Genomic DNA, 24,076 nt, shown 5'->3' with positions numbered 1-24,076 from the left:
GGGGAAGAGTTCGCGTGCCTGTTGTCGGGCGACCCCGCCCCCCCCGCCCCTGCCGCCGCCGCCGCCCCCGCCCCTCAAAGCGCCATCGCTTATGGCCTTGCCACGCTTGCCGCTGACGGCACCGTTCTGGATACCTGGTATCCGCGCCCCTCGCTGGCCGATCACGCTCCCGCTGGCGGGACCCGTCATCTGACGCCCGAAGAAGCGCGTGCCGCGCTTGGCGAACACGTTCCCACCGCCCTCATTCGCGACACCCGCCGTAAAGTCGATATCGTTGCCGTGCGCACCGCCATCGCCTCGCTCGACGAACCGCCCGCCGACGCGCATGACGCCTATCTGCGCCTGCATCTGCTTAGCCATCGGCTGATCCGCCCGCACGACGCCAACCTGGATGGCTTGTTTGGTGTGCTGGCCAACGTTGCGTGGACCTCCGTCGGCCCTTGCGCCGTCGATCAGGTCGACGCCTTGCGCTGGCAACTACGCGCCACCGGCCAGACCCTTGAGATCCGCGGCGTCGACAAAATCCCGCGCATGACCGACTACGTCGTCCCCGGTGGCGTCCGCATCGCCGATACCGCGCGCGTGCGCCTGGGTGCGCATCTGTCGCCCGGCACCACCGTGCTGCATGAAGGGTTCTGCAACTTCAACGCCGGCACGCTCGGCGCGTCCATGGTCGAAGGCCGCATCAGCGCGGGCGTCATCGTCGACGACGGCAGCGACATCGGCGGCGGCGCCTCCATCATGGGCACCATGTCCGGCGGCGGCAAGCAAGTCGTGTCCATCGGCAAACGCTGCCTGCTGGGCGCCAACTCCGGGCTGGGCATTTCGCTGGGCGATGACTGCGTGGTCGAGGCCGGCTGCTACGTCACCGCCGGCACCCGCGTGCTGACGCCGGAAGGCGCCGTCGTGAAGGCCCTGCAGCTAGCGGGCCAGCATGGCCTGCTGTTCCGCCGCAACTCGCAGACCGGCGTGGTCGAATGCCTGGTGCGCACCGCCGCCTGGGGCGCCTTGAATCCCGCGCTGCACGCGGGGCACTGAATGGAAAAGGGCCGCTGACAGCGGCCCTTTCTTCATCCGGGAACAGCCGGCGCGCCTGGCGCCGCTGGGGCCATGCCCACTCAGGCGTATTCCGCCGTTTGTCCCAACTGGTCGTACACCAGGTTAACCAACAGGTCCGAACTGAGGATGCGCGTGGCCAGGCACGAAAACACCGTCTTGCCGCTGTCGTCTTGCAGGGTGACCGTCTCGGTCCAGTCATTCAGGTCGATGCGCTTGAGCGACTCGTAGGGCCAGGTGGCGCCGCCGATGTGCAGCCCTTCCGCCGACAGAGCCAGCTCTTGCGTTTCCAGGCGGGGGAATTCGCCGGCCTTCACATAGCGGAACGGAACACGCGCGCCATCGGCGATCGCCGCTTCCAGCACCGGCAGGCGCTGCTCGACGTAACGCGAACGGAATCCATCCATGAAAACGGGGAAATCGGTGATGCCGCTGGGCACCACGGTCCAGTCTGCTGCCGCGTCCGTGCGATAGGCAAGGCTGTTGACCGGGCCCGCTGCGGCGTCCGGGCCGGCAGCGAACAGGCAGAGATCCTGGATATCCGCGAAAGCGGCGTATTGGCGCGTGTCGCCCTGCTGGCTGACGACACCCTTGTCATGCAATTCAAAGCGAACCGGGGCGCTCCCCGTGTGCGTAAACACCGCCAATGCGTCAGAGGCCTGCGGGGTTTTGCTATTAGTCATGCAACTTCCTTATTCAGTTAGGGTGCTTTCGCGGCCCAGGACGTCGCAAAGTCATGCGACACGCATTCTCCCCCATATGAGGAATACGTGCTTGATGACCCCTTTTATCGCCGGGCCGCCCCAAGCTAAAAAGCCCCCTCGGGGGGCAGCAAGCACGCCGAGCGTGCGCAGCGTGGGGGGCCTTACTTATCGCCGGGCCCCTTACCCTTCGCCAGGCGGGATCGGCACGAACGGATAGTGCGCCACATCGCCCCGCCCGGCGATGATCGCCGTGGCCTCAGGCACCTCTTCCCAGGCTCCCGGCATCTCGCTCAGCGGCTCGGACAGCAGCAGAAAGGCATCTTCGTCCAGCGCCGCGATCTGCGGATCGTCAGGATAAAGCTCGCGCAAGTGCCGCACGCAGGTATTGTGGAACAACGTGCGCGACTCGGTTTCGCTGGAATAACGCACCGCGATCAGGCGTTCGCCGTCCAGCGCGCAGACCGTCATGTTGATGGGATGCGCCACGCCATGGCGCCGCCCGGTCTCCTCCACCGCGCCCACCATGCGCGCCAGCGCCGGGATGGGGTCTTCCTCCAGGCCGAACGTCAGCGCCAGCAGGAACATCACCTCGGAGTCCGTGGACCCCTCGAGCGAGCCGAAATACGCCGGCGCGATCATCAGCATCAGGTCGCGGCGCAAGAGCGGGTAGTCGCGAATCACGCCGTTATGCACGAACAGCCACTGCCCGTGCCGGAAAGGATGGCAATTGGTTTCCTGCGCGGGCGTATCGGTGGCCGCGCGGATATGCGCCACGAACAACGGTGCGTGGATCGCGCGCGCCGCCTCGCGCAGGTTACGGTCGTTCCAGGCCGGATGCACGCTGCGGTAGCGGAACGGCGGCTCTGGCGGGCGGCCATCCGCGGGGCGTCCATACCACCCCAGCCCGAAACCGTCTCCGTTCGTCGTGGTGGCGCCCAGGCGCGCGTGCAGGCTCTGGTCGATGAGGGAGTGCTTCGCCTTGAACAGCACGCTCTCCATCTGCAAGGGATTACCGGTGTAGGCCAGCCAACGACACATGACGCGCTCCTTCAAGACAGTCGTGCCCAGTGTAGGAGCGACCCGCAATTTTCTACAAGCTTGCGCGCCCGGGCGACGGCATAGTGGCGCTTTCCCAGTATCAGCCGGAACCTGCCCCGTGAATACGTCCTCATCCGTCCCCGCCCTGCAACAGGGCTTTTCCAGCGACAATATCGCGGGCGCAAGCCCCGAAGTCTTCGACGCCCTGATGCGCGCGGGCGCCGGGCAGGCGCCGGCCTATGGCACGGACGACGGCACGTTGCGCGTGCAACGCAAACTGGCCGACATCTTCGAACACGAGGTGGACGTACTGCTGGTGCCCACCGGCACCGCCGCCAACGCGATCAGCCTGGCCGCGTTGACCCCGCCATGGGGCGCCGTGCTCTGCCACGCGCAGGCCCATATCGCCAACGATGAATGCGGCGCACCAGAGTTCTACACGCATGGCGCGCGGCTGAAGCTGCTGGGCGGCGAATCCGCCAAGATCGACCCCGCGGAACTGGCCATCGAAGCGCGCCGCAAAGTGGGCGACGTGCACTCAGTCCAACCGTCCTGCGTCAGCATCACCCAGGCCACCGAGACCGGCGCGGTCTACACGCAAGATGAGATCAACGCCATCGGCGACGTCTGCCGGGATGCCGGCTTGCCTTTGCACATGGACGGCGCGCGCTTTGCGAACGCGCTGGTCAGCCTGGCGTGCACGCCGGCGGAAATGACGTGGAAGGCGGGCGTCGAAATCCTGTCGTTTGGCGCCACCAAGAACGGCGTGCTGGGCGCCGAGGCCATCGTGGTGTTCAATCCGGATCGCGCCCGCGAACTGGAATTCCGGCGCAAGCGCGGCGGGCACCTGTTCTCGAAAATGCGGCTGCTGTCAGCGCAGCTGGAAGCGTATCTGGACGGCGACCTGTGGCTGCGCAACGCACGCCAGGCCAACGCCATGGCCGCGCGCCTGGCGGCCGGCATGCGGGGGCTTGCAGGCGTAACGTTGCAGGGCACGGCCGATGCCAACATCCTGTTCTGCCAATTGCCCGCTCACGCCATCGAGGGCCTGCTGGCCGATGGTTTTCGCTTCTATCACGACCGCTGGGGTCCTGGCGTCGTGCGCCTGGTGACGTCGTTCGCCACGCAGGCACAGGACGTGGACCATTTCCTGTCGGCGCTGCGCGCACGGGTGTCCTGAGGCCTTTCGTAAGGCGCCTGCGGGCGCCTTACGCCGCGGGCAGATAGGCCGACGGCGGTGCGCCGTAAGCCGTGCGGAACGCGCGGTTGAAGTGACTCTGGTCGTAGAAGCCCACATCCGCCGCCACCTGGGCCACCGACCCCTTCGCGGCGGCCAGGGCCGCGCAAGCGCGCTCAAGCCGCAGCCGCACCAGCCACGCATGCGGCGTCAACCCTGCGGAATGCGTGAAGCGCCGCAGAAATTGAAAGCGGCTTAATCCACACAGCCGGGCCAGATCGTCCAGCGCGATCTTCTCGCACAGGTGCGCGTGGCAATAGTCTCGCACCGCGCGCAGATGCGTGGCCGACAGGCCGCCTTTGACGACTTCGGGCCGCACGGCGCCCGTCCGCGCGAACAAGGCGCCCATCAGCGCCAGCGATTGCGACTCCTGCGCCAGCGGCGCAGCCGGCGCGCCGGACATCCACGCGCTGTGCAGCAGCATGAAACGGGCGGCCAGCGCGGTGTCCTCCACCAGGGTGCCGAAGAAGCGTTCATCGGCGGTCTCGCCCGACACCTCTTCGATGAAGCCGCGCATCAGCTCGGCCGACAGGCGGAACGTCTTCAGTGTGTAGGACGCGCCATCGTCGCCGACACCCACGCCGTCGTGGATCTCGCCCGGCGGCATCAGGGCGATGCCGCCGGGGCCCAGCAGGATGCTCTTGCCCCGGAAGCACTGGCGCTGCACGCCCTGCGTCACCAGTCCGATGTGATAGTCGACGTGATAGTGGCGGTCGAACTGGAACGCGCTGAACCGCGCCTCGCCCAGCACCAGCCCCGGCGTGCCGGGCACCGGGTGGTATCGGACATCGTCTGTCATGGCGCCGGCTCCCACGCGCTACTTCTTCAGCAGCGCCTTCAGCATCGCCATGCGCTCCTTGGGATTCATGGCGGCCGTGGCTTCGTCTTCCTGCACCCGCACGTCGCCCAGCCCCATCTCTTCGATGAAGCGCGACGGCTCGCGCACCAGGTCTTCGCGGGCGCGGCGGCGGCGCTTGCACCAGCTCAGGTTCAGGCTGCGCTGCGCGCGCGTGATGCCCACGTACATCAGGCGGCGTTCTTCCTGGATGCGCGTGGCCAGATTCTCGGCGGCGCGCGCCGGGTCGCCGACCTCGTCGTCCTTGCCCAGGTGGGGCAGCAGCCCCTCTTCCACGCCGGCCAGGTATACGTGCGGATACTCCAGCCCCTTGGACGCGTGCAGCGTCGACATCTTCACGGCATCGGGCTCGTCTTCTTCGCCGCGCTCCAGCATGGTGACCAACGCCACGTGCTGCACCAGATCGAAGAGCGTCATGTTGTCTTCTTCGGCCTTGCGCTTGAGCCAGCCCGTCAATTCCAGCACGTTCTGCCAGCGCGTTTGCGCCGGGCGCTCTTCGAACAGTTCGAACAGATGGCGTTCGTACTGGATGGCTTCCACCAGATCGTCCAGGATGACGCCCGCGGGTTCCGCGGGCGCCGCGTCCTTGCCAGAGGCCGCGCCGCGTCCGGCGCGCCATTGCATGCGCCGGATGAACTCGGCGAAGGTGCGCAGCGGGTCCAGCTGGCGCGGCGCCAACTGGCTTTCCAGCCCGGTCTCGGCCACCGCCGCCAGCAACGAGATCTCGCGCGTGGCCGCGTACTGCCCCAGCACCTGCAAGGTCGCCTGGCCGATGCCGCGCTTGGGCGTGGTGGCGGCGCGGATGAACGCGGGATCGTCATCGTCATTGGCCAGCAGCCGCAGGTACGACAGCACGTCACGCACTTCGGTCTTGTCGAAAAAGCTCTGCCCGCCCGAAATCGTGTACGGAATCTTCAGGTTGCGCAGGGCCTGTTCCAGGATGCGCGACTGGTGGTTGCTGCGGTACAGGATGGCGAAATCCTTCCACTGCGCCTGACGCTCGAAGCGCGAGGCCGAGACCTTCATGGCAATCGATTCCGCTTCCTGCTCTTCGCCGTCCATCGCCGACACCAGGATCGGTTCGCCCACGCCCAGATCCGACCACAGCTTCTTCTCGAACAGCTTGGGGTTCTTTTCGATAACCTGGTTGGCGGCCGCCAGAATGCGCTGCACCGAGCGGTAGTTCTGCTCTAGCTTGATGAGCTTGATGTTGGGATAGTCGGTCGTCAGCTTGGCCAGGTTTTCGATCGTGGCGCCGCGCCAGGCGTAGATCGCCTGATCGTCGTCGCCGACCGCCGTGAACATGGCGCGCGACCCGGTCAGCAGCTGCACCAGCCGGTACTGGCACACGTTGGTGTCCTGGTATTCGTCCACCAGCAGATAGCGCACGCGGTTCTGCCAACGCGTGCGCACTTCCTCGTTGCTGGCCAGCAGCAAGGCGGGGATGCGGATCAGGTCATCGAAATCCACCGCCTGATAGGCGGCCAGCGTGGCGGCGTAGCTGCGGTAGATGTTGGCCGCTTCGACGTCGCCGGGCGTGACGGCTTCGCGCGCGGCGTCGTCCGGCTCCAGCAGCGCGTTCTTCCACAGCGAGATAATGCCCTGCACGTGGCGCAGGCGGGCCTTGTCGGTCGTGGCCAGCAGTTCCTGGATGATCGACATGGCATCGTCGGCGTCCAGGATCGAAAACGTGGGTTTCAAGCCAGCGTTGCGCGCCTCTTCGCGCAGCATCTTCACGCCCAGCGAGTGAAACGTGCTGATGATCAGGCCCTTGGACAGCTTGCGATCCACCAGCGTCTTCACGCGCTCGTCCATCTCGCGCGCGGCCTTGTTGGTGAAGGTCAGGGCCACCACGTTGCGGCCCATGTAGCCGCATTCCCGCAGCAGATAGGCGATCTTCTGCGTGATCACGCGCGTTTTTCCGCTACCGGCGCCAGCCAGCACCAGGCAGGGGCCGTCCAGGTAAAGCACCGCCTCCTTTTGGGCGGGATTCATGCCTTGACCAATCGATTCGCTTGCGGACATTTTGAGTTGGACCGTCATGCATCGCGCTCGCCGCAATGCGGATGCGGCCGCCAGGCGCAAGGCCTGCGGCCGCCCGTCAGCGGGCCGGTAACACGCGAAAAAATGGGGACGGGCGCAGCCGCCGATGCAGGCCTGCCGCGCCAGCGCGATAGAGGAAGTCGATCATAGAACAATCGGATGGATGACGCATCGGCCGTTGCCGAGGGTCAGATCTCCAGCGGATCGACTTCCAGCTGCCAGCGCACGCGCGCCTCGTTGGCGATGTAAGGCAGGTGGTGCGACCACGACGCCAGGAACGCCTGCAAGGCGGGCCGGCTGGCGCTCTCCACCAGCAGCTGCGCGCGCTCGATATTGGCCACCCGCACCACGCGCAGCGGCACCGGGTCGTACAGCATGATCGCGTCCAGGCCGGGAAAGTCCGCGGCCCATTCGCCTTCCGGCAGCACCCGCGCGCGTTCCAGGAAGGCCTGCGCCACCTTCAGCTCGCGCGCCTCAGCGGTCAATAGCGCCTGGTAGACGAAGGGCGGCAAGCCGGTGCTTTCGCGTTCGTGCAGCGCGTGCCGCGCAAAGCCGGCGTAGTCGTGGCGCAGCAGCGCCTGGTACACGGGCTGCTCGGGATAGCCGGTCTGGATCAGCACTTCGCCGTTGCCCTGGTGACGGCCCGCGCGGCCTGCCACCTGCATCAATTGGGCGAACAGACGCTCGGGTGCGCGGAAGTCGTGCGCGAACAGCATCGAATCGGAATTCAGCACGCCCACCAGCCCCAGCCGGGCAAAATCGTGGCCCTTCGCCACCATCTGCGTGCCGACCAGAATGTCGACCTCGCCCGCATGCACCGAGGCGAACAGCGCCTCGGCGCTGCCCTTTTTTCGAGTGCTGTCGGCATCGATGCGCAAGATGCGCGCGCCGGGGAACAGCTCGGCAAGATGTTCTTCGATGCGCTGCGTGCCGCGGCCCATCGGCGCCAGGTCCTGGTCGCCGCATTCCGGGCACGCATGCGGCACCGGCGCCTGGTAGCCGCAATGGTGGCATTGCAGGCGATGACCGCGGCCTTCGGTGCGGTGCAACACGGTAAATGCCGTGCAGCGCGGGCAATTGCTCACCCACGCGCAAGACTGGCAATGCAGCACCGGCGAATAACCGCGCCGGTTCAGGAAGATCAGCGACTGCTCTTTACGTTCCAGCCGCTGCCCAATGGCCTCCAGCAGGTGGGGCGACATGCCGTGCTTCATCTGCAGGCGGCGCGTATCCACCAGTCGCATGGACGGCAGGCTGCTGGAACGCGCGCGGGCCGGCAGCGTCAGGCGCAGATAACGGCCCCGTTCGGCGTGCTGCCAGGTTTCCAGGGACGGCGTGGCCGACCCCAGCACTACGGGAATGTCCAGGTCGTGGGCGCGCCACACAGCCAGGTCGCGCGCCGAATAGCGCAGGCCGTCCTGCTGCTTGTAGGAGGCATCGTGTTCTTCGTCCACGACGATCAGGCCCAGCTTGCTCAAGGGCGCGAAGATCGACATGCGCGTGCCCAGCAACATGCGCGCGTCGCCGCGCTGGGCGCGGGCCCAGGCCTGCAGGCGTTCGCCATCGGACAGGCCGCTGTGCATGACCGCCAGCCCGTCCGGGCCCACCACCGCCTCAAGGCGCGCGCGCAGCGCGCCTTCCAACTGCGGCGTCAGGTTGATTTCGGGCACCATCAGGAGCACTTGGCGCCCCTGTGCCAGTACCCGTTCGGCGGCGCGCAGATACACCTCGGTCTTGCCGCTGCCCGTCACGCCATGCAGCAACACGGGCTTGAACCCCGCCAGTGCGCCAATGGCGTCCACCGCGGCGGCTTGCGCCTCGTTCAGTTCGGGCGGCTGATCGGCCTTGGCCGGCGCGCGCGCCGTCTTGCGTTTGCGGTTGTCCAGCCGCGCCACCGGCCCGCCCGCCGACCGCTTGCCCTGGTATGCGGTGGGTTTGCGCAAGGGCGGCGGCAACGTGGGCAGCATCACCTCGCCCAAGGGCCGTTGGTAATAGTCCGCGGCAAACCGGGCCAGGCGCAACCAGTCCTCGTCAAAAGGCGGCAGATCGTCCAACACCTGTTCGATGGGACGGATCTGCTTGGGGTCGAAAGACGGCTCTGCCGGGTTCTCAACCACCACGCCGATCATCTTGCGCCGTCCGAACGGCACAATCACCCGCAACCCGACCGGTACAGGCGCGTCGCTGCGGTAATCGAAGGGGCCGGGCAGGGGCACGTCCAGCGCCACGCGCACCCAGCAAACGGCTGCGGGAGTCGTAATCGGCGGCGCTTCAGACATGGGGGGTTGGACGGTGCATGGGGCGGGCGGCCTGTGGATAACTTTGGGGAAAAGGCTGGAGCAACGTCAAGATTTGGAATAAGCGTAGATTGCGTACGCTGTTGCAATCCGGTGGAAAACTTGATTTTTGTCTATTAAAACAATAGCTTATACAAGCTTCCAAGATTGTAAACTAGCTTCTAAAGGGTTTTCCCCAAGCAAAATCTTGCTGTGCACAAGTACTTGACGGGGCCCTCAAACTTCGGCCCTTCGGACCGAAGCGTTCACTCACTTACCCCCTCAGCGAGCGGCTATGTTGGTGGACTTCGTCGACCAATTCCGCTACGGCTTCCGGCGGCGTGAAGCGTGAAATGCCATGGCCCAGATTGAACACATGACCGCCCTTGCCGACCGGGCCAAATGCGTCCAAAACGCGGCGAGCCTCCGTCCGGATGGCGGACGCGCCGCCAAACAGCGCCATCGGATCCAGGTTGCCCTGGAACGCCACGGAATCGCCTGTGCGGCGGCGGGCCGCGGCCAGATCCACCGTCCAGTCCAGTCCCACGGCGTCGCAGCCGCAAGCCGCGATCTGTTCCAGCCACTGGCCGCCGCCTTTCGTGAAGACGATGACCGGGACACGCCGGCCTTCGTGTTCGCGAGTCAGGCCGGCCACGACCTTCTTCGTGTACGCCAGTGAGAATTGCTGGAACAGGCCGTCAGCCAGCACCCCGCCCCAGCTATCGAACAGCATGACGGCTTGCGCACCCGCGGCGATCTGCGCGTTCAGGTATTGCAGCGTGGCTTCGGCGTTGATTTCCAGGATGCGGTGCAGCAGGTCCGGACGCGAATACAGCATCGTCTTGATCAGCCGGTAATCGTCGCTGCCCTGCCCTTCAACCATGTAGCACGCAATGGTGAACGGGCTGCCGGCAAAACCAATCAGCGGCACCTTGCCGTCCAGCTCGCGGCGAATCACGCTGACCGCGTCGAACACGTAGCGCAGCTTGTCCATGTCGGGCACGGCCAGGCGCGCCACGTCGTCCTCGGTCCGCACGGGGCGAGCAAAGCGCGGGCCTTCGCCTTCAGCGAAATCCAGGCCCAGGCCCATCGCGTGCGGCACGGTCAGGATGTCCGAAAACAGGATGGCCGCATCCAGGTCGAAACGCTCGAGCGGCTGCAATGTGACTTCCATCGCGTAGTCCGGATTCTGAGCCAGGCCCATGAAAGAGCCCGCCCGGGCGCGCGTCGCGCGGTACTCGGGCAGGTAGCGACCCGCCTGGCGCATCAGCCAGATCGGGGTGTAGGGCACGGGCTCGCGCAAGAGCGAGCGCAAGAACACATCGTTCTTCAAGCTGGAAGCAGACACGACTATCCTCGATGATCGGAAGCCGTGATTTTACTTCCCCAAGCTGACAAGGCGCGCCCGGGCGGCAGACGCGTCTTGTCTGGACGCAAGCCCGCGGCAGTTCAATCGCCCATCCGGCGCGCCAGCGCCGCTTGCCGATAGGGAGCCGCCTCGATGCCGTGCTTGCGCATCAGCGCCCAGAACGCGCGCCGGTGCTTGGCGCAGGCCCGCGCCGCCTGAGCCACATTGCCGCCATGGCGCGACAGCGCGTGGCGGATGTAGTCCCGCTCGAAGCCGTCCACCACCAGGGACTTCGCCACGCGGAACGATTCCTGCGCCGGCAGGCGCCGCGGATCCCGCGGATCCCGCGGATCCCGACTTTCCCGATTTTCCCGACTTTCCCGGCTGTCTCTGGCGTCGCAGTTGTCCCACCTGTCCCGATGGTCTCGCATGCCGGCCAGCGCCTGGTCGACGAATGCCGCCGGCACGCGCGGCCGGGCCTGCTCGTGTGCGCCCGAACCATCGGGCCCCGGATAGCGGGCCCGTGGCTCTTCCAGGCCAGCGCGTGCCGGCTGCCGCCAGGCCGCTGGCCGCGCCATCCGGCCCAAACGCACCCTGACGCTTTCCAGGCAGGCCGGTTGCGCAATGAAGTCCGCCACGCCCAACCCCAGCAGGTCTTCGATGGCGGGGGCCTTCATGTCGTCCATCAGCAGCAGCACCGGGGTCGTCAAGGCGGCACCCGCCTGCGCCAGGGCCATCCGCGCCCAGGCGACCGTGGACGGCGTCACGGGCAGGATGCAGCCGTCATATCGCCTGAGCGACACCGCCAGGCGCGCCAGCGCCCGGACGTCGTGGTCTTGCAACGGCAACGGGTCCGGCCCCGGGGACGGCCCGGATTCCCCAAGGGGCACCAGGTGCAGCCGGACCCGCGCCATGCGGGCGTGATGCCGGGCCACCCAGTCCCGCATGGCGCCTTCGTGGCCAGGCGCCAGCAGAACGCCGCAATCCAGGACTTCTCGCACGCTTCTCCCCTTTGGCTCTGTACGCAAAGTGGAAGGCTACTGTCGCGGCATCCGTGTCGCCATTCGTATTGAACGCATTGCGGTCGCCCGGCAGGCGGGGCAACGGCCTGCCGCAAGCAACGCGCGGAAATGAAAAAAGCGGCCATGGGCCGCTTTTTTCGTTCCGGGGCGAACCCCGGGCAGTGCTTCGCCGCTTAGTGCGAACGACCGCCTTGACGCAGCTTGCGCGCCGCGATGGCTTGCGCAGCCAGCATGGCGAGTTCCGCTTCGACGACAGCGATGTCAGCCTTGTCCTTGGCGTTCGCAAGGGCCTCTTCGGCCTTTTTGCGAGCTTCCAGGGCACGGGCTTCGTCCAGATCCGAAGCACGGATAGCCGTGTCGGCCAGAACCGTCACGCTGCCCGGCTGCACTTCCAGAATGCCCCCGGCGACGAAGATGTTTTCCTCGCCTTGGTCGGCACGAACGATCTTGACCGTCCCGGGGCGTATGCGCGAAATCAGCGGGGTGTGGCCGGGCAGAATGCCCAGTTCACCCGCTTCGCCAGGCAGTACCACGAACTTCGCCTCACCGGAGAAGATCGCTTCCTCTGCGCTGACGACATCCACATGCAGGGTAGCCATATCGGTTCCTTATTGCAGTTTCTTGGCCTTCTCGAAGGCCTCGTCGATCGAACCGACCATGTAGAAGGCCTGTTCCGGCAGGGAATCGCACTCGCCGTTCACGATCATCTTGAAACCACGGATGGTTTCAGCCAGCGGAACGTACTTGCCGGGCGAGCCCGTGAACACTTCAGCGACGTGGAACGGCTGCGACAGGAAGCGCTGGATCTTACGAGCGCGGGCCACGGCCTGCTTGTCGTCGGGCGACAGTTCGTCCATACCCAGAATCGCGATAATGTCGCGCAGTTCCTTGTAGCGCTGCAGCGTTTGCTGCACGCCGCGGGCAACCGCGTAGTGCTCTTCGCCGACGACTTGCGGGTCGAGCTGGCGGCTGGACGAATCCAGCGGATCCACGGCCGGGTAGATACCCAGCGAAGCGATGTCACGCGACAGCACGACGGTGGAGTCCAAATGCTGGAAGGTCGTGGCAGGCGACGGGTCGGTCAAGTCATCCGCAGGGACGTACACGGCCTGGATGGACGTGATCGAGCCCGTCTTGGTCGACGTGATGCGCTCTTGCAGCTTGCCCATTTCTTCAGCCAGCGTGGGCTGGTAGCCCACGGCCGACGGCATACGGCCCAGCAGTGCGGACACTTCGGTACCGGCCAGCGTGTAGCGGTAGATGTTGTCCACGAAGAACAGGATGTCGCGGCCTTCGTCACGGAACTTCTCGGCCATCGTCAGGCCGGTCAGCGCCACGCGCAGACGGTTGCCCGGGGGTTCGTTCATCTGACCGAACACCATGGCGACCTTGTCCAGAACGTTCGACTCTTCCATTTCGTGGTAGAAGTCGTTGCCTTCGCGAGTACGCTCACCCACGCCGGCAAACACCGACAAACCGCTGTGCTGCTTGGCGATGTTATTGATGAGTTCCATCATGTTCACGGTCTTGCCCACGCCGGCGCCGCCGAACAGGCCGACCTTGCCGCCCTTTGCGAACGGGCACACCAAGTCAATCACCTTGATGCCGGTTTCCAGCAGTTCCACGGACGGCGACAGTTCGTCGAAACGGGGAGCCGCTTGGTGGATGCCACGCTTTTCTTCGTGTTGGATCGGGCCGGCTTCGTCGATGGGACGACCCAGCACGTCCATGATGCGACCCAGCGTGCCGGTGCCGACCGGCACCGAGATCGGGGCGCCCGTGCCCGTGACCTTCATGCCGCGGCGCAGACCGTCGCTGGAGCCCAGCGCAATGGTACGCACCACGCCGTCGCCCAGCTGTTGCTGCACTTCCAGCGTCAGGCCCTTTTCGGCGAACGACGAGGACTCGTCGTCGGCCAGGGTAAGCGCTTCATAGATCTTGGGCATGTGATCGCGGGGGAACTGAATATCCACCACGGCGCCGATGCACTGAACGATGGTTCCGTTGCTCATGTCGATTCCTTGCTTGATAGCTTTAGATGGGAGCTGCCTGCCTTAAACGGCGGCAGCGCCCCCTACGATTTCCGAAATTTCTTTGGTGATCGCGGCCTGACGGGTCTTGTTGTAGACCAGTTGCAGCTCTCCGATGACCTTCTTGGCGTTGTCCGACGCCGCCTTCATGGCGACCATCCGGGCCGACTGCTCCGAAGCCATGTTCTCGGCCACGGCTTGATACAGCAGGCCTTCAACGTAACGCTGCAGCAGGTCGTCGATCACGCTACGGGCGTCGGGTTCGTAGATGTAATCCCAGCTGTAGTCCGACTTCACTTCCGACGTCTTGGCCAGGCTATCAGCACCCGTTTGGTACGGATCTTCCAAACCACTGGCCAACGGCAGCAGACGCAAGAACAACGGCTCCTGCTTCATCGTGTTGACGAAGCGGGTCGAAGCCACGTACAGCGCGTCGATGCGGCCATCCAGGTAGGCGTCCAGCTGCACCTTGATCGCGCCCAGCAGGCGGTCCAGTTGCGGCTTATCGCCCAGTTGCACTTCCTGGGAAACCAGATTGGCGCCGATACGGGTCAGCACACCCACGCCCTTATTGCCGAAAGCGGTCGCTTGCACGGCGATGCCGTTTTTCTCGAACTCTTTCAGCTTGCCCAACGTCACGCGAGTGATGTTGGTGTTCAAGCCGCCGCACAAACCCTTGTCAGTCGTCACCATGACCACGCCGACCGCTTTGATTTCGCGTTCGACCAGGTACGGGTGGCTGTACTCGGGGTTGGCCTGCATCAGGTGCGCAGCAATCTCGCGCACCTTGGTGGCGTACGGACGACCAGCACGCATCCGTTCCTGCGCCTTGCGCATTTTGGATGCGGCGACCATTTCCATCGCCTTGGTGATCTTGCGCGTGTTTTGCACGCTCTTGATCTTGGTTCGGATTTCCTTAATTCCGGGCATTGCGCTTTCCTGTGAAGACTGGCCGATGGGTTCCGCTCACGCCTCAACCATCCGGTAAGGATGGGTGAGGCGTTGCAGACGCCTAACCCATCACTTTCTTAAAAAGCACCGTGCTTCTTGAATTCCTGAACGGCGGTGGCCAATTCGGCCTCGTCGTCCTTGGACAGTTCCTTGGTGTCTTCGATGCGCTGGATCATGGCCGCATGCTTGGCCTTCAACTGATCCTTCAGCGACTTCTCGAACGACAGCACTTGGGCCACGTCCACGTCATCCAGGTAGCCGTTGTTGACCGTGTACAGCGTGACGGCCAGTTCCCACACTTGCAGCGGCTGGTATTGCGGCTGCTTGAGCAGTTCCACCACGCGCTTGCCGCGTTCCAGCTGGCGACGGGTCGCGTCGTCCAGGTCGGAAGCGAACTGCGCGAAGGCGGCCAGTTCACGGTACTGCGCCAAGTCGGTACGGATACCGCCGGACAGCTTCTTGACGACCTTGGTCTGAGCAGCGCCACCCACACGCGACACCGAGATACCGGCGTTGATTGCGGGGCGGACACCGGCGTTGAACAGGTCGGTTTCCAGGAAGATCTGGCCGTCGGTGATCGAGATCACGTTGGTCGGAACGAAAGCGGACACGTCGCCAGCCTGCGTTTCGATGATCGGCAGCGCGGTCAGCGAACCGGTCTTGCCCTTGACGGCGCCGTTGGTGAACTTTTCGACGTAGTCTTCGTTCACGCGGGCAGCACGTTCCAGCAGGCGCGAGTGCAGGTAGAACACGTCGCCCGGGTAGGCTTCACGGCCCGGCGGACGGCGCAGCAGCAGCGACACCTGGCGATAGGCCCAGGCTTGCTTGGTCAGATCGTCATAAACGATCAGGGCGTCTTCGCCGCGATCGCGGAAGTATTCGCCCATCGTGCAACCGGCGTAGGCGGCCAGGTATTGCATGGCGGCGGAGTCGGAAGCGGTGGCAGCCACGACGATGGTGTATTCCATCGCGCCGTGCTCTTCCAGCTTGCGGACCACGTTGTTGATCGTGGAAGCCTTCTGGCCGATGGCGACGTACACGCAGGTGACGCCCTTGCCCTTCTGGCTGATGATCGTGTCGACAGCGACGGCGGTCTTGCCGGTCTGGCGGTCGCCAATGATCAGTTCGCGCTGGCCGCGGCCGATCGGCACCATCGAGTCGATAGCCTTGACGCCGGTTTGCAGCGGCTGCGACACCGAGCGGCGGGCGATAACGCCAGGCGCCACTTTTTCGATGATGTCGGTGGCCTTGGCGTTGATCGGGCCCTTGCCGTCGATCGGCTCGCCCAGCGTGTTGACCACGCGGCCTTTCAGTTCCGGACCAACCGGGACTTCCAGAATGCGGCCGGTCGTCTTGACCTGGTCGCCTTCGGAGATGCCGGTGTAGTCGCCGAGGATAACGGCGCCGACGGAATCACGCTCGAGGTTGAGCGCCAGACCGAAAACGTTGTTGGGAAATTCGAGCATTTCGCCCTGCATCACGTCGGACAAGCCGTGGATGCGGGTAATACCGTCGGTCACGGACACGACGGTGCCCTGAGTACGGACATCAGCCGAAGCGCCCAGGCCCTCGATGCGGCTCTTGAGCAGTTCGCTGATCTCGGAGGGATTGAGTTGCATATTGACTCCTGGAATCCTGTTAGTTGCCTTAAGCGGCGAGCTGATCGCGCATGCGGACCAATTGGGCTTGTACGGAAGTATCGAGCACCTGGTCGCCGACAGCCACGCGCACGCCGCCGATCAACGACTGGTCGACGGTGACGTTGGGCTTGAGCTTGAGGCCGAATTTTTGTTCGAGCGCGGCAACCAGTTCTTTGACCTGGTCGTCGCTCAGTTCGAACGCGCTGGTGATTTCCGCCTGCGCCGTGCCCTCGTGACGATTCCGCAGCACCACGAATTGCGTGGCGATGTCGGGCAGCAGCAGCAGTCGGTCGTTTTCAACCAGCAGCTCGATGAAATTACGGGCGGCCTGCGGCAGTTCGGCCTTGATCAGGCCGGAAAACAGCTCAACGCGCTGCTTGTCGCCCAGACGCGGATCGGCCATGGCCTCGCGCACGTCGGGGTTGGAGGCGACCTGCGACATTTCGCTGACCAGGTCGGCCCAGGCCGGCAAGCCGGCCTTGTCGTCGCGCGCTGCGCTGAAGAGCGCTTCAGCGTAGGGACGGGCAACAGTGGAAAGTTCAGCCATGACGGTCCCGGATTAAAGCTGCGCGCGAAGCTGGTTCAGCAGCTCGGCGTGGGCGCGGGCGTCAACCTCGCGCTTGAGGATCTGTTCAGCACCCTTGACAGCCAACGCGGCAACGTCGTCGCGCAGCGAGTCACGAGCGCGCTGGACTTCCTGCGCGGCATCTTGAGCAGCTTGAGCCACGATACGGGCGCGTTCAGCTTCCGCTTCACGGCGGGCTTGCTCGATCAGGGAGGCGGCTTGCTTTTCGGCCTCGATGATGCGGGCATGGTTTTCGGACTTGGCAGAAGCCTCGATAAGACTGACACGCGCCTGGGCTTGAGCCAAGTCGGCTTTGCCCTTCTCGGCGGCGGCAAGGCCGTCGGCGATTTTTTGGCGGCGCTCGTCCATCGCCTTCGTCAGAGGAGGCCACACGAATTTCATCGTGAACCAGCCCAGAACGAAGAACACGAGCATCTGGAAAATGATCGTCGCGTTCAGATTCACGGTCGTTCCTTTAACACCTTGCGGCTCCGACCGCACCCGGAAAGGGGCGTCACGGAGCACTCGATACTTTGCTGACCGGCGACGGGACTTGCGCCCACATCGCCGCCAGCGTCATGACCCGCCTATTCGCCGGCGGGCGCTGCCTTAGCCGACGAACGGATTGGCGAAGGCGAACAGCATGGCAATACCCACGCCGATCAGGAATGCCGCGTCGATCAGGCCAGCCAGCAGGAACATCTTCGTTTGCAGAGCGTTCATCAGCTCAGGCTGACGAGCCGAAGCTTCCAGATACTTGCCGCCCATCAGTGCGATGCCGATGCAAGCGCCGATAGCACCCAAACCGATGATGAGACCGCAAGCGAGGGCAACGAAAGCGACGTTGGTCATGACAACTCCTTGGTTAGAAATCTGAAGTCAAAAATTGAAAAATAAGAGGTACAGCTCAATGCAAGATAATCTTGCTATCCCACGCTGGCCGGGTGGCCAGCGCAAGAAATTCGGGGGATCAGTGGCCTTCGTGTGCCTGGCCGAGGTACACCAGCGTCAGCATCATGAAAATGAAGGCCTGCAGCAGAACGATCAGGATGTGGAAGATCGCCCAGATGGAGCCGGCCAGCACGTGGCCAATTCCCAAGCCGATGCTGGCGCCGTTAAAGCCGGTCCAGGCGCCGCCCAGGAGGGCGATCAGCATGAAAATCAGTTCGCCGGCGAACATGTTGCCGAACAACCGCATGCCCAGCGACACGGACTTGGCGGCGTATTCGATCAGGTTCAACAGCAGGTTGAACGGGGCCAGCACAACGGCGCCCAGGCCATGCGCATGGAACGGCGCGGTGAACAGTTCTTTGACGAAGCCGCCCGGGTGCTTGATCTTGATGCCGTAATAGAACATCAGCAGCAGCACGCCCAGCGACATGCCCATCGGCACGTTCAGGTCGGCGGTCGGCAGAATGCGGTGGTAATAGAGGGGGTCGCCGTGGTCCGCACCCAGGCCGGTCAGGCGCCAGATGGAAGGCAGCAGGTCAACCGGCAGCAAGTCCAGCGCGTTCATCAGGATGATCCAGAGGAACACGGTGAGCGCCAGCGGGGCGATGAAAAGACGGCTCTTGGCGTTGTGGACGATGCCCTTGGCCTGGTCGTCGACCATGTCGACGATCATTTCCACAAAAGCCTGGAAGCGGGTCGGCACACCACTGGTGGCGCGGCGAGCAGCGCGCCACAGAAAGAAGATGACGATCAGACCCATCAGGCCGGACCAGAACAACGAGTCGTAATTGATGATGTCGAACTGAGCAATTGCGCTCTGTTTCTCACCGGTATTGTTCAGGTGCACCAAGTGATGCTGAATATACGCGGACTGAGGCGACACGTCGCTGGCAGCAGCCATTTGAATCCTACCCTATTTGCTGTATGCCCGAACCCTTGCGAGCCGGACGATTCCACGATCACGTTTGCCGCTACTTACTACTCGGCGCTAAGACAACTTGCGGAACATCAAGAGCAGGAGGTAGCCCTTCAATGTGAGTATCAGACCGAGCAACGCGGCAGGCCACACCAGGGTGTCCTGAGCCACACGCGAAAGCATCCACAACAACAATGCCGTTGCGAACAGCTTGATCAACTCACCAGAGAGAAAGGTAAAAGGGTTGGCGCGACCGGCCCGAACGCTGACAACCAGGCGCAATGCAAACAATGCATTGGGTATGAAATACGCTCCCGCCCCCGCCAGCGCCGACCAACCAGCCGCCGCCCCTCCGACAACTCCCGCAATTACTGCCGCTGCGAGCCCCATGGCGCCTTGCGCCGCCAATGCCAACAGGAGCCCGCGGCTAGCTTGAGCATTCAGCGCCGCGCGATCCGCGTCGCTAAGAACCAGAACTTTATCCATCTCGTCCTGGTCCAACAAACCCTGTTGCACATGTTGCATCGAGTTCTGCTGCATCAAACTTCCCCGCTGTACTTCTTGCCCCTATCAGAACCGGCGTGCCCGCACTTGAAACCTGATCCTTTGGCCCTACATAGGTCAAAGGCACCGCTTTCAAATACGCGCTAGTGCCTGGGTTCAGACTGCCTGGGTCCGCTTTTCAGCATTCGCTTAGTTTGCTTTGCAGCATTTGCTCAGCGTTTGCTTTCGCGTTCTTCCCCGCATTCCGCATCCATTCACTGCTTACCAGCCGCCACGTGTTCTTATCCCGCAAGCGTCAAACCCGCAGAGTATAGCGTGATTCTTTTTGCCCAAGCAAATGAACTTTCGGCCGTTTGTAAGGTGCAAACAACGGCCCTCACGCCCTAACGCGAACACCAAAAATAGGGACGCGAACGTGGCGCTCAAGCGCGCTGCGCAAGGCTTGCGCAACCCCCCTGCCCCGCTTGAAATAATGCGGCCCCGGACATCGGGGCCGCATTGTTCCGGCTGGCGGTGCCAACCGCTTGTGAAGGCTTAGTCTTCCTTGACCGGCGGCGGCGCCCACAATCCGTCCAGCGCCGTGTCTTGCGGCCAATACAGGCGCAGGCTCAGCAAGAACGGCCCGTCGACGGCCGGCGTGCTGACCCAGTTCGACCGCTTCTTGTCGCCGGGGTCGCGGCGCTGGATGTAGATGTCCAGCGATCCGTCCGCGTTGTACTTCAGCCCGTCGGTGCTGCGCAGCGCGTAACGGTTGGCCGGGTTGTCGGCGAAGCCGTGCTTGTCGTTATAGACATGCAGCGACCAGAACGCATTGACCGGTGGCAGCTGGCCCTTGTCAAAGTGCAGCACGTAGTCCTCGCTTGCGTCCAGCGGGCGGCCCTTCGAGTCGGCCACCGTCACCGGGTACAACACGTCTTCCGGCGTCGGCGCGCCCAGACCCGCATAGGCGATGGCCGCGCGGCGCGCATAGTCCGTGCCATATGTGCCGATGCCTGACAGGACCGTGTTCCAGCCGTTGATCGGCGTGCCCAGACGCGATACGCCATCGGCGATGCGCCGGCCCGCCAGCGGTTGGGCGTCGGCCAAAGCCTGCTGCACGGCCGGGCTCAAGCGCCCATACGAGAACGGCTGGCGACCGTCCAGGCCAATGCGGCGCATGCGATCCAGGATCGGCGAATCGTTGGCATGCGGCGGATTGTTGCGCAACACATCGAAGAACAGCGTGAAGAACGACGCCGCATCCATGCTGGCCGCCTGCTCGGCCGGCGTGCCGTCGGGCAGGTTCACCGGCATGGGCATCGGCAAGCCGCTGCCGATCGGGGCCGAACCCACCCCGGTTCCGGTCTGCGGATAGGCGTTACCGCTGTGGCGGCCGCCGCGCACCGGCGTGGAGGCCGTCTGCGCGACCAGCGGGGCGGCCGTCATGCCGGCCTGGATCTGGTTGACCGCGGCGTAGTCCTGCGGCCCGCCGGTCTGCGTCCAGCCGATCAGCCAGCCGGTCGACGTGGGGCTGCGGATGACGTCGACGCCTGCGGGCACGTTGCCCTGCCAGTTCGGGCCGACGATTGCAAAGGACTGCGGGCCGCGGCCGTTGGTGCGGGTGCCGCGCGAGGCGAACACGTCGCTCCACATGTCCAGCGCCGACAACACGGAATAGCGTCCGCCGGTGTCGGGCAGGTTCACGATCAGCGGCGCCTGCGACACATCGAACCACAGGCTGGAGTACAGCGCGTCGGCGCTAGGCCACGGCGTATCGGCGGCACGCGGGTCCGGGAAAGCCGTCTTGTGGCCGAACTGGTTCACCGGCGCGCGGCCGTCCAGCGGGCTTTGCACGGCGGTGGCCTTGCGGCGCGCCAGCTCCATCAGCACCATGGGATAGGCATACACATAGGCGTCGATGGCCGTATCGCGCAGCTCCTGCTCGCTCATCTGCGGCGCGGCGGTCGTGGCGGGATAAGGGGTTTCGGACACCAGGCGCAGCGTGGACTGCGGGGATTGAGCCTGAGTGGCGGTCACGAAGCAGGCGCTCAGCGCGCCCGCAAGAATCGCGGCGGACCACCGGCGATTGGCGATATAAGTACGCATGCAAGGCTCCTTCTTGATTTTGTTTGCAAGCGAGCCGCCGCGCGGGACTTGCCAGGTTGGACAAGCCGCTCTGGCGCGGCACCTCTTGATGACGCTTAACCAGCATAGGGAAGATCCCTGCAACAAGGTGCTGCCCAGACGTTTCAAGGCGCAACGGGGAAACGCGTCCTGGCCGCCCATGAAAAACGCGCCCGGTGCGGGCGCGTCGAAGGATTCGGGCTTGCCCACGCCTGCGGCGCGGACGTAACAACAATTAACGGTGTTTAAAGTCCGGTTTGCGCTTTTCGCTGAAAGCCGCCATGCCTTCCTTCTGGTCTTCGGTGGCGAACAGCGAATGGAACACGCGGCGCTCGAACAGCAACCCTTCGTTCAGCGAGCTTTCGAACGCGCGGTTCACGCATTCCTTGGCCATCATGACGGACGGCAGCGACATGGAGGCGATGACGGCGGCGGCGTCCAGCGCCTCTTCGAGCAGCTTGTCCGCGGCGACCACGCGCGACACCAGCCCGGCGCGTTCCGCTTCTTCCGCGCCCATCATGCGCGCGGTCAGCGCCAGGTCCATCGCCTTGGCCTTGCCCACGGCGCGCGGCAGGCGCTGCGTGCCGCCGGCCCCGGGGATCACGCCCAGCTTGATTTCCGGTTGGCCGAACTTGGCGGTGTCGGCAGCGATGATGATGTCGCACATCATGGCCAGCTCGCAGCCGCCACCCAGTGCGTAGCCGGCGACTGCGGCGATCACGGGCTTGCGGATGCGTTTCAGGGTTTCCCAGTTGCGGGTAATGTATTCGCTGCCATACACGTCCATGTACGACCAGTCTTTCATCGCGCCGATATCGGCGCCCGCGGCAAAGGCCTTCTCGCTGCCGGTGATGACCACGCAGCCGATGTCGGCGTTCGCCTCGAACGCCAGCAGCGCCGCGCCGAGCTCGTCCATCAGTTGATCGTTCAGGGCATTGAGCGCCTTGGGGCGGTTCAGCGTCAGCAGGCCGACGCGGCCCCGGGTTTCGACCAGTACAAACGACTCGCTCATTGAATGTCTCCAGTAATAAGATAGAAGCATGAAAAAATCAGATGCCGCTTTTCCGATACTTTACCGCCTTGCGCCGTTCGATCCGGCAGGACACCGCTACCGGATAACCCTAACCATCGACACGCCCTCTCCGGAAGGCCAGCGCCTGTCGCTGCCGGCGTGGATTCCCGGCAGCTATCTCATCCGCGATTTCTCGCGCCAGATCGAATCCCTGTCGGCGCATGCCGGCACGCGGCGCGTGAATGTCGACAAAATCGACAACCACACGTGGCAGGCCGCGCCGTGCGACGGCCCGCTGCGCGTCGAATACGAGGTCTACGCCTGGGACCTGTCGGTGCGCGGGGCGCATCTGGATGACAGCCACGGCTTCTTCAATGGCACCAGCGTGTTCCTACGCGTGCACGGCCAGGATCACCTGCCCTGCCTGTTGGATCTTGCGCCGCCACGCGGGCTGGACGGTTGGAAGGTCTACACCAGCCTGCCGGAAGCCCGCGGCCATCGGGGCGCCGCCCGCCGCCACGGCTTCGGCCTGTACCTGGCGCCGGACTACGATGCGCTGATCGACCATCCCGTGGAAATGGGCACGCCGCACGTGGCGACCTTCACCGCCCACGGCGCGGAACATGAACTCGTATTCACCGGCGTGACGCCGAACCTGGACCTGGCCCGCATCACGGGCGACGTGAAGAAGATCTGCGAAACGCAGATCGAATTCTTCGAACCGCGCACGAAGCGCGCGCCTTTCCTGGACAGCACCGACCGCTACGTCTTCATGACCATGGTGACGGGCGACGGGTACGGCGGGCTGGAGCATCGCGCCAGCACCGCGCTGATGACGTCGCGCAAGGACCTGCCCGTGGTGGGCCAGCAAGGCCAGGGCGAAGGCTACCGCGGCTTTCTGGGCCTGGTCAGCCACGAGTACTTCCATACCTGGAACGTCAAGCGCATCAAGCCGCAGGCCTTTGCGCCCTATCACCTGGACCAGCCCGACCTGACGCGCCTGCTGTGGGTGTTCGAAGGCTTCACGTCCTATTACGACGACCTGCTGCTGTTGCGTTCCGGCGCGATCACGCAGTCCGACTATCTGCGCCTGCTTGCCAAGACCATCACCAGCGTGGCCCGCACGCCGGGCCGCGCCAAGCAGTCGGTGGCGGAAAGTTCGTTTGACGCCTGGACCCGCTATTACAAGCAGGACGAGAACTCGCCCAACGCGCTGGTCAGCTACTACACCAAGGGCGCGCTGGTGGCGCTGGGCCTGGACCTGCTGATCCGACGCGACAGCGCGGGCCGGCATTCGCTGGACGATGTGATGCGCCTGCTCTGGGACCGCTATGGGCGCGACTTCTATCAAGGCCATCCGCAGGGCCTGCCCGAAGATGGCTTGCCCGGGCTGATCCAGGAGGCCACCGGGGTGGACGCCCGCCGCTTCATCGCGCGCCACGCCTACGGCACGGCCGATGTGCCGCTGGCCGAACTGCTGGCCGCCGAAGGCATCACGCTGCAATGGAAGACAACCGCCAACATCCCGTCGCTGGACGTGCGCACCCGCAAACAGGGTGACTCCCTGCTGCTGGCCACCGTGCTGGAAGGCGGCGCGGGCCATCAGGCCGGCCTGTCGGCAGGCGATGTGCTGGTGGCGGTGGATGGGTTGCGGGTGGATGCGCCCGCCGGCCTGGACCTGCTGCTGGCGCAATACCGCCCGGGCGACCGCGTGACGGTGCATGTGTTCCGCCGCGACGAGCTACGTGCATTCCGCGCGAAGCTGCGCGCCCCCGAAGCGCTGGACTGCGTGTTGACGGTGTAGCGCGGCGCGACGGAGTCTAG

21 protein-coding genes are annotated in these 24,076 nt (G+C 64.6%); 3 read left to right on the top strand and 18 right to left on the bottom strand.

The features are described from left to right. The first annotated feature begins 21 nt into the window (after window positions 1–21). Complete coding sequence (gene dapD / locus CQ050_RS25615) at window positions 22–1,038, top strand: 2,3,4,5-tetrahydropyridine-2,6-dicarboxylate N-succinyltransferase (RefSeq protein WP_105559617.1); 1,017 nt, start codon at window positions 22–24, stop codon at window positions 1,036–1,038. Between the two features lie 80 nt (window positions 1,039–1,118). Here the strand turns inward: dapD and CQ050_RS25610 are convergent, their stop codons facing one another. After that, entirely contained in the window at window positions 1,119–1,739 is a 621-nt protein-coding gene (locus CQ050_RS25610; RefSeq protein ID WP_105559616.1) for a hypothetical protein, read from the bottom strand. A gap of 201 nt (window positions 1,740–1,940) precedes the next feature. Continuing rightward, a complete protein-coding gene (locus tag CQ050_RS25605; RefSeq protein WP_105559615.1) occupies window positions 1,941–2,798 on the bottom strand; it encodes a class II glutamine amidotransferase in 858 nt (285 codons plus the stop codon). A 118-nt stretch (window positions 2,799–2,916) separates the two neighbouring features. On the opposite strand from CQ050_RS25605, the gene CQ050_RS25600 reads away from it, so the two are divergent. Then, a complete protein-coding gene (locus CQ050_RS25600) occupies window positions 2,917–3,978 on the top strand; it encodes a low specificity L-threonine aldolase (RefSeq protein ID WP_105559614.1) in 1,062 nt (353 codons plus the stop codon). A 28-nt stretch (window positions 3,979–4,006) separates the two neighbouring features. On the opposite strand, the gene CQ050_RS25595 is transcribed toward CQ050_RS25600, so the two are convergent. The 16 genes from CQ050_RS25595 to CQ050_RS25520 all read right to left on the bottom strand — a co-directional run bounded on the left by CQ050_RS25595 (window position 4,007) and on the right by CQ050_RS25520 (window position 22,252). Then, window positions 4,007–4,834, bottom strand: coding sequence for an AraC family transcriptional regulator (locus CQ050_RS25595; RefSeq protein WP_105559613.1), 828 nt, complete (start codon window positions 4,832–4,834; stop codon window positions 4,007–4,009). Between the two features lie 18 nt (window positions 4,835–4,852). Further along, window positions 4,853–6,916 (bottom strand): UvrD-helicase domain-containing protein, encoded by a 2,064-nt coding sequence (locus CQ050_RS25590; protein WP_105559626.1) that lies wholly within the window; start codon window positions 6,914–6,916, stop codon window positions 4,853–4,855. Between the two features lie 206 nt (window positions 6,917–7,122). Then, complete coding sequence (locus CQ050_RS25585) at window positions 7,123–9,213, bottom strand: primosomal protein N' (RefSeq protein WP_105559612.1); 2,091 nt, start codon at window positions 9,211–9,213, stop codon at window positions 7,123–7,125. Between the two features lie 271 nt (window positions 9,214–9,484). Further along, complete coding sequence (hemE, locus tag CQ050_RS25580) at window positions 9,485–10,558, bottom strand: uroporphyrinogen decarboxylase (protein ID WP_105559611.1); 1,074 nt, start codon at window positions 10,556–10,558, stop codon at window positions 9,485–9,487. Between the two features lie 101 nt (window positions 10,559–10,659). Further along, window positions 10,660–11,559 (bottom strand): helix-turn-helix domain-containing protein, encoded by a 900-nt coding sequence (locus CQ050_RS25575; RefSeq protein WP_233214288.1) that lies wholly within the window; start codon window positions 11,557–11,559, stop codon window positions 10,660–10,662. A gap of 194 nt (window positions 11,560–11,753) precedes the next feature. After that, window positions 11,754–12,179, bottom strand: coding sequence for a F0F1 ATP synthase subunit epsilon (locus CQ050_RS25570; protein WP_105559610.1), 426 nt, complete (start codon window positions 12,177–12,179; stop codon window positions 11,754–11,756). A 9-nt stretch (window positions 12,180–12,188) separates the two neighbouring features. Beyond that, complete coding sequence (atpD, locus tag CQ050_RS25565; RefSeq protein ID WP_105559609.1) at window positions 12,189–13,592, bottom strand: F0F1 ATP synthase subunit beta; 1,404 nt, start codon at window positions 13,590–13,592, stop codon at window positions 12,189–12,191. Between the two features lie 42 nt (window positions 13,593–13,634). Further along, window positions 13,635–14,540 (bottom strand): F0F1 ATP synthase subunit gamma, encoded by a 906-nt coding sequence (gene atpG, locus CQ050_RS25560; protein WP_105559608.1) that lies wholly within the window; start codon window positions 14,538–14,540, stop codon window positions 13,635–13,637. 98 nt (window positions 14,541–14,638) lie between these two features. Beyond that, a complete protein-coding gene (atpA, locus tag CQ050_RS25555) occupies window positions 14,639–16,180 on the bottom strand; it encodes a F0F1 ATP synthase subunit alpha (RefSeq protein ID WP_054421222.1) in 1,542 nt (513 codons plus the stop codon). A gap of 28 nt (window positions 16,181–16,208) precedes the next feature. After that, window positions 16,209–16,748: a F0F1 ATP synthase subunit delta gene (locus CQ050_RS25550; protein ID WP_105559607.1), complete on the bottom strand. Its 540-nt coding sequence runs from the start codon at window positions 16,746–16,748 to the stop codon at window positions 16,209–16,211. 12 nt (window positions 16,749–16,760) lie between these two features. Beyond that, window positions 16,761–17,231, bottom strand: a complete 471-nt coding sequence (locus tag CQ050_RS25545; protein ID WP_006227275.1) for a F0F1 ATP synthase subunit B — start codon at window positions 17,229–17,231, stop codon at window positions 16,761–16,763. A 144-nt stretch (window positions 17,232–17,375) separates the two neighbouring features. Further along, a complete protein-coding gene (gene atpE / locus CQ050_RS25540; RefSeq protein WP_003815363.1) occupies window positions 17,376–17,618 on the bottom strand; it encodes a F0F1 ATP synthase subunit C in 243 nt (80 codons plus the stop codon). Between the two features lie 118 nt (window positions 17,619–17,736). Then, window positions 17,737–18,618: a F0F1 ATP synthase subunit A gene (gene atpB / locus CQ050_RS25535; RefSeq protein ID WP_105559606.1), complete on the bottom strand. Its 882-nt coding sequence runs from the start codon at window positions 18,616–18,618 to the stop codon at window positions 17,737–17,739. 87 nt (window positions 18,619–18,705) lie between these two features. Next, entirely contained in the window at window positions 18,706–19,119 is a 414-nt protein-coding gene (locus CQ050_RS25530) for an ATP synthase subunit I (RefSeq protein ID WP_105559624.1), read from the bottom strand. 552 nt (window positions 19,120–19,671) lie between these two features. After that, on the bottom strand, window positions 19,672–21,222 hold the full coding sequence (locus tag CQ050_RS25525) for a DUF1254 domain-containing protein (RefSeq protein WP_105559605.1): 1,551 nt from the start codon (window positions 21,220–21,222) through the stop codon (window positions 19,672–19,674). A 253-nt stretch (window positions 21,223–21,475) separates the two neighbouring features. After that, window positions 21,476–22,252 carry an enoyl-CoA hydratase gene (locus tag CQ050_RS25520; protein WP_105559604.1) on the bottom strand — a complete coding sequence of 259 codons (777 nt, stop codon included), beginning with the start codon at window positions 22,250–22,252 and terminating at the stop codon, window positions 21,476–21,478. 28 nt (window positions 22,253–22,280) lie between these two features. On the opposite strand from CQ050_RS25520, the gene CQ050_RS25515 reads away from it, so the two are divergent. Beyond that, window positions 22,281–24,056: a M61 family metallopeptidase gene (locus CQ050_RS25515; RefSeq protein ID WP_105559603.1), complete on the top strand. Its 1,776-nt coding sequence runs from the start codon at window positions 22,281–22,283 to the stop codon at window positions 24,054–24,056. The last annotated feature ends 20 nt before the right edge of the window (window positions 24,057–24,076 follow it).

The organism is Achromobacter sp. MYb9 (genome assembly GCF_002975275.1).
Taxonomy (GTDB): domain Bacteria; phylum Pseudomonadota; class Gammaproteobacteria; order Burkholderiales; family Burkholderiaceae_B; genus Achromobacter.
Note: the sequence above shows the minus strand (reverse complement) of the source record. Positions and strands in the feature narration are given on the sequence as shown.

Excerpts from the sequence above, each read along its gene's own strand:
- CQ050_RS25610 (WP_105559616.1), bottom strand. The coding sequence starts at position 1,739 with ATGACTAATAGCAAAACCCCGCAGGCCTCTGACGCATTGGCGGTGTTT.
- CQ050_RS25605 (WP_105559615.1), bottom strand. The coding sequence starts at position 2,798 with ATGTGTCGTTGGCTGGCCTACACCGGTAATCCCTTGCAGATGGAGAGC.
- CQ050_RS25595 (WP_105559613.1), bottom strand. The coding sequence starts at position 4,834 with ATGACAGACGATGTCCGATACCACCCGGTGCCCGGCACGCCGGGGCTG.
- CQ050_RS25590 (WP_105559626.1), bottom strand. The coding sequence starts at position 6,916 with ATGTCCGCAAGCGAATCGATTGGTCAAGGCATGAATCCCGCCCAAAAG.
- CQ050_RS25585 (WP_105559612.1), bottom strand. The coding sequence starts at position 9,213 with ATGTCTGAAGCGCCGCCGATTACGACTCCCGCAGCCGTTTGCTGGGTG.
- CQ050_RS25570 (WP_105559610.1), bottom strand. The coding sequence starts at position 12,179 with ATGGCTACCCTGCATGTGGATGTCGTCAGCGCAGAGGAAGCGATCTTC.
- atpD (WP_105559609.1), bottom strand. The coding sequence starts at position 13,592 with ATGAGCAACGGAACCATCGTTCAGTGCATCGGCGCCGTGGTGGATATT.
- atpG (WP_105559608.1), bottom strand. The coding sequence starts at position 14,540 with ATGCCCGGAATTAAGGAAATCCGAACCAAGATCAAGAGCGTGCAAAAC.
- atpA (WP_054421222.1), bottom strand. The coding sequence starts at position 16,180 with ATGCAACTCAATCCCTCCGAGATCAGCGAACTGCTCAAGAGCCGCATC.
- CQ050_RS25550 (WP_105559607.1), bottom strand. The coding sequence starts at position 16,748 with ATGGCTGAACTTTCCACTGTTGCCCGTCCCTACGCTGAAGCGCTCTTC.
- atpE (WP_003815363.1), bottom strand. The coding sequence starts at position 17,618 with ATGACCAACGTCGCTTTCGTTGCCCTCGCTTGCGGTCTCATCATCGGT.
- atpB (WP_105559606.1), bottom strand. The coding sequence starts at position 18,618 with ATGGCTGCTGCCAGCGACGTGTCGCCTCAGTCCGCGTATATTCAGCAT.
- CQ050_RS25530 (WP_105559624.1), bottom strand. The coding sequence starts at position 19,119 with ATGGATAAAGTTCTGGTTCTTAGCGACGCGGATCGCGCGGCGCTGAAT.
- CQ050_RS25525 (WP_105559605.1), bottom strand. The coding sequence starts at position 21,222 with ATGCGTACTTATATCGCCAATCGCCGGTGGTCCGCCGCGATTCTTGCG.
- CQ050_RS25520 (WP_105559604.1), bottom strand. The coding sequence starts at position 22,252 with ATGAGCGAGTCGTTTGTACTGGTCGAAACCCGGGGCCGCGTCGGCCTG.
- CQ050_RS25515 (WP_105559603.1), top strand. The coding sequence starts at position 22,281 with ATGAAAAAATCAGATGCCGCTTTTCCGATACTTTACCGCCTTGCGCCG.